8 protein-coding genes are annotated in these 7,619 nt (G+C 75.0%); 6 read left to right on the forward strand and 2 right to left on the reverse strand.

The genetic code is table 11. From position 1 onward, the window contains the following. Positions 1-190 precede the first annotated feature (190 nt). From ACFV0G_RS22540 to ACFV0G_RS22555, 4 genes are read left to right on the forward strand one after another with little or no spacing between them, the layout of a single operon-like run. Positions 191-1,171 carry an ATP-binding cassette domain-containing protein gene (locus ACFV0G_RS22540; protein WP_380550667.1) on the forward strand — a complete coding sequence of 327 codons (981 nt, stop codon included), beginning with the start codon at positions 191-193 and terminating at the stop codon, positions 1,169-1,171. Then, on the forward strand, positions 1,168-1,890 hold the full coding sequence (locus ACFV0G_RS22545; protein ID WP_380550670.1) for an ABC transporter permease: 723 nt from the start codon (positions 1,168-1,170) through the stop codon (positions 1,888-1,890). The genes ACFV0G_RS22540 and ACFV0G_RS22545 overlap by 4 nt, the downstream gene beginning before the upstream one ends. A gap of 8 nt (positions 1,891-1,898) precedes the next feature. Beyond that, positions 1,899-3,164 (forward strand): sensor histidine kinase, encoded by a 1,266-nt coding sequence (locus tag ACFV0G_RS22550; RefSeq protein ID WP_380550673.1) that lies wholly within the window; start codon positions 1,899-1,901, stop codon positions 3,162-3,164. Continuing rightward, positions 3,161-3,766 carry a response regulator gene (locus tag ACFV0G_RS22555; RefSeq protein WP_380550676.1) on the forward strand — a complete coding sequence of 202 codons (606 nt, stop codon included), beginning with the start codon at positions 3,161-3,163 and terminating at the stop codon, positions 3,764-3,766. Before ACFV0G_RS22550 ends, ACFV0G_RS22555 begins: the two co-directional genes overlap by 4 nt. Before the next feature lie 261 nt (positions 3,767-4,027). Here ACFV0G_RS22555 and ACFV0G_RS22560 read toward each other — a convergent pair whose 3' ends face one another. Then, a complete protein-coding gene (locus ACFV0G_RS22560) occupies positions 4,028-4,906 on the reverse strand; it encodes a transglutaminase family protein (RefSeq protein WP_380550679.1) in 879 nt (292 codons plus the stop codon). Between the two features lie 38 nt (positions 4,907-4,944). Continuing rightward, the gene (locus tag ACFV0G_RS22565; protein WP_380550682.1) at positions 4,945-5,901 is read right to left on the reverse strand and encodes a GNAT family N-acetyltransferase; all 957 of its coding nucleotides are present in this window, start codon (positions 5,899-5,901) and stop codon (positions 4,945-4,947) included. Between the two features lie 187 nt (positions 5,902-6,088). On the opposite strand from ACFV0G_RS22565, the gene fdxA reads away from it, so the two are divergent. Then, positions 6,089-6,415: a ferredoxin gene (gene fdxA / locus ACFV0G_RS22570; protein WP_100888674.1), complete on the forward strand. Its 327-nt coding sequence runs from the start codon at positions 6,089-6,091 to the stop codon at positions 6,413-6,415. 17 nt (positions 6,416-6,432) lie between these two features. Then, on the forward strand, positions 6,433-7,578 hold the full coding sequence (gene dapC, locus ACFV0G_RS22575) for a succinyldiaminopimelate transaminase (protein ID WP_380550686.1): 1,146 nt from the start codon (positions 6,433-6,435) through the stop codon (positions 7,576-7,578). The last annotated feature ends 41 nt before the right edge of the window (positions 7,579-7,619 follow it).

Raw genomic sequence — 7,619 nt, forward strand, 5'->3', positions numbered from 1 at the left:
CCCCTCCGTGAGGCACACCCCCACCACCACCCCGCTCCCAGACGTAGCGCGCGGGGGCGGCTACGCCCCCGGCCCCCCCCCCCCCCCCCACCCCCCCCCCCCCCCCCCCACGACGGCCCGCACTGCCGCCGCACCCCCCGTCCCGGGGACTCTGGACACGTCGACCTGACGGTGAGAGGACACGGGAGCGATGAGGACTGGGACGGGGGAGGTCGCGGCCTTCCGGAACGTCGGAAAGAGCTACGGCCCGGTGACGGCCGTGGACGGGCTGGACCTGGTGCTGCGGGAGGGCGAGACGGTCGCCCTGCTCGGGCCGAACGGCGCCGGCAAGTCCAGCAGCCTGGACCTGCTGCTCGGGCTGCGGGAGCCGGACCGGGGCAGCGTCGAGCTGTTCGGCGGCACGCCCCGGGCGGCGATCGAGGCCGGCCGGGTCGGCGCCATGCTGCAGAGCGGCGGACTGATGACCGACGTCAAGGTGCGCGAGCTGGTCGCCCTCGCCTGCCGGATCCACCCGCGCGGGCACGCCGTCGACGCCGTGCTGGCCGAGGCCGGCATCACCGAGATCGCCGACCGCAAGGTCGACCGGCTCTCCGGCGGCCAGGAGCAGCGGGTGCGCTTCGCCCTCGCCATCGCCGGCGCGAGCGACCTGATCGTGCTGGACGAGCCCACCACCGGCATGGACGTCTCCGTCCGCCAGGCGTTCTGGGCCACCATGCGGGCGCAGGCCGCGGCCGGGCGCACCGTGCTGTTCGCCACCCACTACCTGGAGGAGGCCGACTCGGTCGCCGACCGGGTGCTGGTGCTGCACCGCGGCCGGCTGATCGCCGACGGCACCTCCGCCGAGATCAAGGCCAGGGCCGGCGCCCGCCGGATCAGCTTCGAGCTGCACCCCGAGGACGGCGAGGTCGAGGAGGCGCTGCTGCGCGGCCTGCCCGGGACCGCGGGGCTGGACGTCACCGGCCGGCCCGGCGGCGTGCGCACCGTGCGGATCCGCTCCACCGACGCGGACGCCGGCGTGGCCGCCCTCTACCGCGCCGGGCTGTACCCGCGCGGCCTGGAGGTCACCGGCCTGGGCCTGGAGCAGGCCTTCCTGACCATCACCGGCGAGCAGAGCGCCCTGGACGAGGCCGCCGCCGGCCGCCTCGTGGACGCGGAGGAGAGCGCACGATGACCACCCTGATCCGGCTGGAGATCCTGCGCACCCTGCGCAACAAGCGGTACCTGCTCTTCACGGTGCTCTACCCGGCGCTGCTCTACGTCTTCTTCATCAGCGCGTACAGCGGCGGCGACGTGGCCGGCGGCATCCCGGCGAAGTCGTACTTCATGGTGTCGATGGCCACCTTCGGCGCGGTCGGGGCGGTGCTCACCGGCTCGGCGCAGCGGATCTCGCTGGAGCGCAAGAACGGCTGGGTGCGCCAGCTGCGGCTGACCGCGCTGCCGGGCCGGGCGTACACCATCGGCAAGATCGCGTCCTGCGCGGTGACCACGCTGCCCGCCATCGCGGTGGTCTTCGCGATCGGCGCGGTCGAGGGCGTGCAGCTGTCGGCCGGCCAGTGGCTGGGCCTGGCGGCGGTGCTCTGGCTCGGCAGCTTCGTCTTCGCCGCCCTGGGCGTGGCGCTCGGGTACGCGGCGCAGCCCGACGCGGTGCAGCCCGTGGTGATGATCGTCTACATGCTGATGGCGCTGTTCGGCGGCACCTGGTTCCCGGTCGGCGACTCGCTGAAGGCCTTCGCCCGGTTCAACCCGGTCTACCTCTACAACCAGCTGGCCTCCTTCGTGCAGCCCGGGCACTCCCTGGACACCGTGGCGGTCGCCGGGATGGCCGCCTTCCTCGCGGTGTTCGTGGCCGCGGCCGCCTTCCTGTACCGCAGGGACACCCGGCAGGCATGATGGCCGACATGCTGAGGACCCTGCTGCCGAACCGGACCGCGCCGACCGGGGACGGCCCCGCGTCGTTCCGGACGGTCCCGGGCTCCCCGGTGGAGAACCGCCGCCAGCTGGTGGTGAAGCTCGCCTGGATGTCGCTCTGGATGATCTACCTGGTCTACCCGGTGCAGGACCTCACGGGCCACCGGCACACGGCCTGGGCCACCGCGGCCGGAGCCGTCGCGCTCACCGGCTTCGTCGGCTGCTACCTGCTGCTGGTGGCCCGCCGCACGACCGGCGCCCGGCCGGGCGCCGGTCCGGGCGCCCGGACCAACCTGGTGATCGCGGCGGCCATGCTGGCCACCGCACTCGCCACCTCGCTCACCCTCGGCGAGGCCTGGCTGACGCTGTTCACCTACAGCTCGACCTGCGTCGCCGTGGTGCTGCCGCCCCGCACGGCGCTGGCCGGCGTCGCGGGCACCACCGCGCTGGCCCTCGCGGCCGGCCTGCTGGTGCGGGCCGACGGCAGCACCCTCGGTGCGATCCTGCTGCCCTGCTTCCTCAGCGGCCTGGCCATGACCGGCCTGCAGCGGCTGATCGCCACCATGCAGGAGCTGCGCGAGGCCCGCGCCGCCGTCGCCCACCTGGCCGCCTCCGAGGAGCGGCTGCGGCTCGCCCGCGACCTGCACGACCTGCTCGGCCACTCGCTCTCCCTGATCACCATCAAGAGCGAGCTGGCCGGGCGCTTCCTGGCCGCCGACAAGCCGGACGACGCCCGCGCCCAGGTCACCGACATCGAGAAGGTCGCCCGGCAGTCGCTGATCGACGTCCGGGAGGCGGTCAGCGGCTTCCGCCGGCCCACCCTGCCGGTCGAGCTGGCCGCCGCCCGGACCGCGCTCGGCACCGCCCAGGTGGTGCTGAAGGCCGCCCCCGAGGTGGCCGAGGGCCGGCCCGGGCTCGACCCCGAGGGCGCGGGTGCGCTCGCCTGGGCGCTGCGCGAGGCGGTCACCAACATCGTCCGGCACGGCGCCGACGCCACCGTCTGCACCGTCACCATGGACGAGTCCTGGGAGGACGACGGCACCCGGTACGCCGTCCTGGAGGTCGCCGACAACGGCCGCGGCCCCGGCAAGTCCGCGCCCGGCAACGGCCTGACCGGGCTCTCCGAGCGCCTCGCCCTGGTCGGCGGGCGGCTGCAGACCGGCACCGGCGCCGGCGGGCGGGGCTTCCGGCTGCGCGCATCGGTTCCGCTGGCGGCCGTCCCCGCCGAGGCACCGGGCGGTACAGTGCGCGGGTGATTCGCGTACTGCTGGCCGAGGATCAGGGGATGGTCCGCGAGGCGCTCGCCGCGCTGCTCGGCCTCGAGGGGGACATCGACGTGGTCGCGCAGGTCGCGCGCGGCGACGAGGTCGTGGCCGCGGCCGTCGCGCACGAGGTCGACGTGGCCGTGCTCGACATCGAGATGCCCGGGATGACCGGCATCGAGGCGGCCGCGCTGCTGCACCGGGAGCGGCCCGCCACCAAGGTGGTGATCGCCACCACCTTCGGCCGGCCGGGCTACCTGCGCCGGGCCATGGAATCGGGTGCGGACGCCTTCCTGGTGAAGGACGCGCCCGCGTCCGAGCTGGCCGAGGCGATCCGCCGGGTGCTGCGCGGCGAGCGGGTGATCGACCCGACGCTGGCCGCGGCGGCGCTCGCCGAGGGCGCCAACCCGCTGACCGGCCGCGAGCTGGACGTGCTGGCGGCGGCCGCCGACGGCGCCGTCAACGCCGACATCGCGCGCCGGCTGCACCTCTCCGAGGGCACCGTGCGCAACTACCTGTCGATGGCCATCCAGAAGACCGGCGCCCGCAACCGCACCGAGGCCGTCCGGGTCGCCCGGGACAAGGGCTGGCTCTAGGAGCTGTCCTCCCAGGGCACTCGGGTGGTCGATTCAGGGGCGCGTGGGGGCACCTCCCGGCCGAAGGCCGGGGGAGAACTGCGCAATTCGGATGCGGGCCACCGTGCGGACCAGGGGTGCGCCGGACTCGTCAGGAGCACCACTCCCGGACTGCGCAGCTCCCCGCGCCCCCATGTCGCATCCGTACGCCTTTGAAGACACGTCCCAGGACCTGCCTGCCTGCCGGACCGCCTGAACGCCCGACGGCCCGCCCCTGGGGCGTCAGTTGAGCCGGTTGCGGGCCGACCTGGCCTCCAGCCGGACCTTCCGGGCGCTGTCCGGGTCGAAGGCGTCCAGGATCCGCGCATAGGCGTCCATCTCGTCCGCGCCGCCGATGAAGTCGCCGGTGCGGACGAGGAGTTCGGCGCGCTCCAGGCGGAGCTGGGCGGGGTGCCTGGGCAGCAGCAGGGCGAGTTCGGCGGCCCACAGCTGGGTCCGGGCGTGCTCGGGCCGGTCGGCCGCCCAGCCCCGGATGTTGCCCAGCACGCGCAGCGCGATGTCCAGCGGCTGCGCCGGGGTGAGCAGTTCCGGGCCGAAGCGCTGGCCGGCGGCGGCCGTCAGCCGGGCCGCGTCGTCCAGGTCGAGCAGCCGCCCGCCGTGGAACGGGTCGGCCAGCACGTACTCGTCGCCGCCGGCCGGGCCGCCCACCGCGACGATGAAGTGCCCCGGCAGGGCGATCCCGTGGACGGTCAGCCCGGCGCGGGCGGCCACCCCGATCCAGACCAGTGACAGGGTGATCGGCAGCCCCCGCCGGCGCCGCAGCACCTCCGGCAGCAGCGAGGACTCCAGCCGCCGGTAGTCGGTCTGCCGGCCGTGGAAGCGCTCGCGTCCGCCGAGCACCGCCGCGATCAGGGCGGCGGTCTCCTCCGGGCCGTTCGGGCGGCGTTCGGCGACCGCCTGCCGGACGGCCGCGGCATGCCGGTCGAGCGCCGCCTGACAGCCCGACAGCAGCTCGTCCAGGGTCGGCGGAGGCTCCGGGTCCGTGTCGCCCGAGGCGGGGCCGAGCAGGTGCTCGGCCGATGCGAGCAGGCAGAGCTGCACCGGGTCGGGGTGGTCGGCCCGGGCCTCGGCGCGGAAGCGGGATCTGCTCTGCTCGGTCACTGCGGCCTTCGCTGGGGCGGAAGTGGCGGATGAGAACGCTACCGCTCGGGGAGACGGGCGTAGTGGTAAGTGTGACTGGTCGTGAACCCCAGCCGGTCGTACAGCGCGATCGCCCCGCTGTTCTCGGCCTCCACCTGGAGGTACGCGCCGCTCGCCCCCTCCTCGGCGGCCCGGGCGGCGAGGACGGCCATCACCGTGCCGGCCAGACCGGTGCGCCGGGCGTGCGGGGCGACCTCGATCGCGCTGAAGCAGGCCCACGGGCCGTCCACCGCGAGCCGGCCGATGGCGACCGGGACGCCTCCCTCGGGGTCGGGCACGGTGGCGAACCAGACCGACGGGCCGCCGTGCAGCACCGCGGCGGCCGCCCGCTCGGCCGCCGGGTCGCCGGCCACCCGCCGGTAGCGCGACATCCACCGGGCGTCCGCCGTCCGCGACAGCCGGACCCGCTCGTGCCCGGAGCCGAGCCGGGCCAGCGGGCCGAGCGGCGCGGTCCGCACCAGGGTCGGCGCGACGCCGGCGCCCAGGCGCTCCAGCTCCTGCACCAGGCCGTCCGGGGAGCCTGGGGAGACCACCTCGACGTACGCGGGCAGCGAGCGCGCCGCGTACCAGGCGCGGACCGCGTCCAGGGCCTGCGACAGCGGCAGGCCGGGGTCGCCGAGCGCCTGCACCGAGTTGGCCCGGCGGGTGAAGCCGGACGAGGCCCGCAGCGTCCACTCCCCGAGCGCCTCCTGCTCGACGGCGGGCCAGCCGCGGGCGGCGATCCGCTGCAGATCGACCGGGTCGGCGGCGGGCAGCGGCAGCCGGCGGGCCGGGAACGGCGGCACCGTCTTCCCCGCCACCAGCAGCTCCTCGCGGAAGGTGACCGCCCCGCCACTGCGCGGAATGACCGTGAGCCCGCCGTCGTCCCAGGATGCGAGCACGCCGATCGCATCGCGGAACACCGGGCGCCCGTCCACCAGCTCCGCAACACGCCGGACGGAGACGCGTCGTCCCACGTCAGAGCGGTCTATCCGGACCTCCGGGCGGCCGGCCGCGGGGCTTCCAGCGGACATCGAGCCCACCTCCTGTGCAATTGCGTCCTCTGACCCGCGATACTAGGGGCGGGCATCGACGACGCCGCGCTCACCCGCGCACGCAAGCAAACAGTTTGGGCCGCCAGCCCTTCCGAGGAGGAACGACAGCGTGACCTACGTCATCGCGCAGCCTTGTGTCGACGTCAAGGACAAGGCGTGCATCGAAGAGTGCCCGGTTGACTGCATCTACGAGGGCGAGCGCTCCCTCTACATCCACCCGGATGAGTGTGTCGACTGCGGCGCCTGCGAGCCGGTCTGCCCGGTCGAGGCGATCTTCTACGAGGACGACACTCCGGAGGAGTGGAAGGACTACTACAAGGCGAACGTCGAGTTCTTCGACGAGCTGGGCTCGCCCGGCGGCGCCTCGAAGCTCGGCCTGATCGAGAAGGACCACCCGTTCATCGCGGCTCTGCCCCCGCAGAACGCCGACCACTGATCGGTGACAGTCGAGTCGTGAGCACTCATCACACCGCGCGCGCGCCGTTCCCGGGACACCCGGGGGCGGCGCGCCGCGTATCGGAGCTGCTGCCGGTCTTCCCGTGGGACCGGCTGGAGCCGTACAAGAAGACCGCCCTGGCCCACCCGGGCGGGCTGTGCGACTTCTCCGTCGGCACGCCGGTGGACCCGGTGCCGGAGGTGATCCAGAAGGCGCTGGCCGCCTCCTCGGACACCCCCGGCTACCCCACCGTGTGGGGGCCGCTGGAGCTGCGCGAGGCGATCGCCGGCTGGCTGCACCGCCGGGTCGGCGCCGAGATCGGCCCGCAGGCCGTGCTGCCCACCGTCGGCTCCAAGGAGCTGGTGGCCTGGCTGCCCGGCCAGCTGGGCCTGGGCCCCGGAGACCAGGTCGCCTACCCGCGCCTGGCCTATCCGACCTACGAGGTCGGCGCCCGGCTCTGCGGGGCCGAGCCGGTCGCCTACGACGACGTGGCCGAGCTGGACGGCTCCCGGGTCCGGCTGCTCTGGCTGAACTCGCCGTCCAACCCGACCGGCCGGGTGCTGGGCGCGGACGAGCTGCGCCGGGCGGTCGCCTGGGCGCGGGAGCACGGCGCGCTGCTGGTCAGCGACGAGTGCTACCTGGAGCTCGGCTGGGAGGCGGAGCCGGTCTCGGTGCTGCACCCCGAGGTCTGCGGCGGCTCGCACGAGGGCCTGCTGGCCGTCCACTCGCTGTCCAAGCGCTCGAACCTGGCCGGATATCGCGCCTCGTTCGTGGCCGGCGACCCGGTGGTGGTCAGGGAGCTGCTGGAGATCCGCAAGCACGGCGGCATGATCGTGCCGGCCCCGGTGCAGGCGGCGACCGTGGCCGCGCTGGCGGACGACGCCCACGTGGCCGAGCAGCGGGCCCGGTACGCGGCCCGCCGCGCCGCGCTGCGGACCGCCCTGGAGGCGTACGGCTTCACCATCGAGCACTCCGAGGCCAGTCTCTACCTCTGGGCGACCCAGGGGAGGCCGTGCTGGGAGACCGTCGCCGAGCTGGCCGGGCTGGGCATCCTGGTGGCGCCCGGCGACTTCTACGGCCCCGCCGGCGACCGGCACGTCCGGGTGGCGTTCACCGCGACGGACGAGCGGGTGCAGGCCGCCGTGGAGCGGCTCGCCCGCTGACCGCGGCACCGTGACACGCCGGGAGGGCCGGCCCCCTGCGG

The sequence above is a fragment of the Kitasatospora sp. NPDC059571 genome (assembly GCF_042735675.1).
In the GTDB taxonomy this organism is placed as follows: domain Bacteria; phylum Actinomycetota; class Actinomycetes; order Streptomycetales; family Streptomycetaceae; genus Kitasatospora.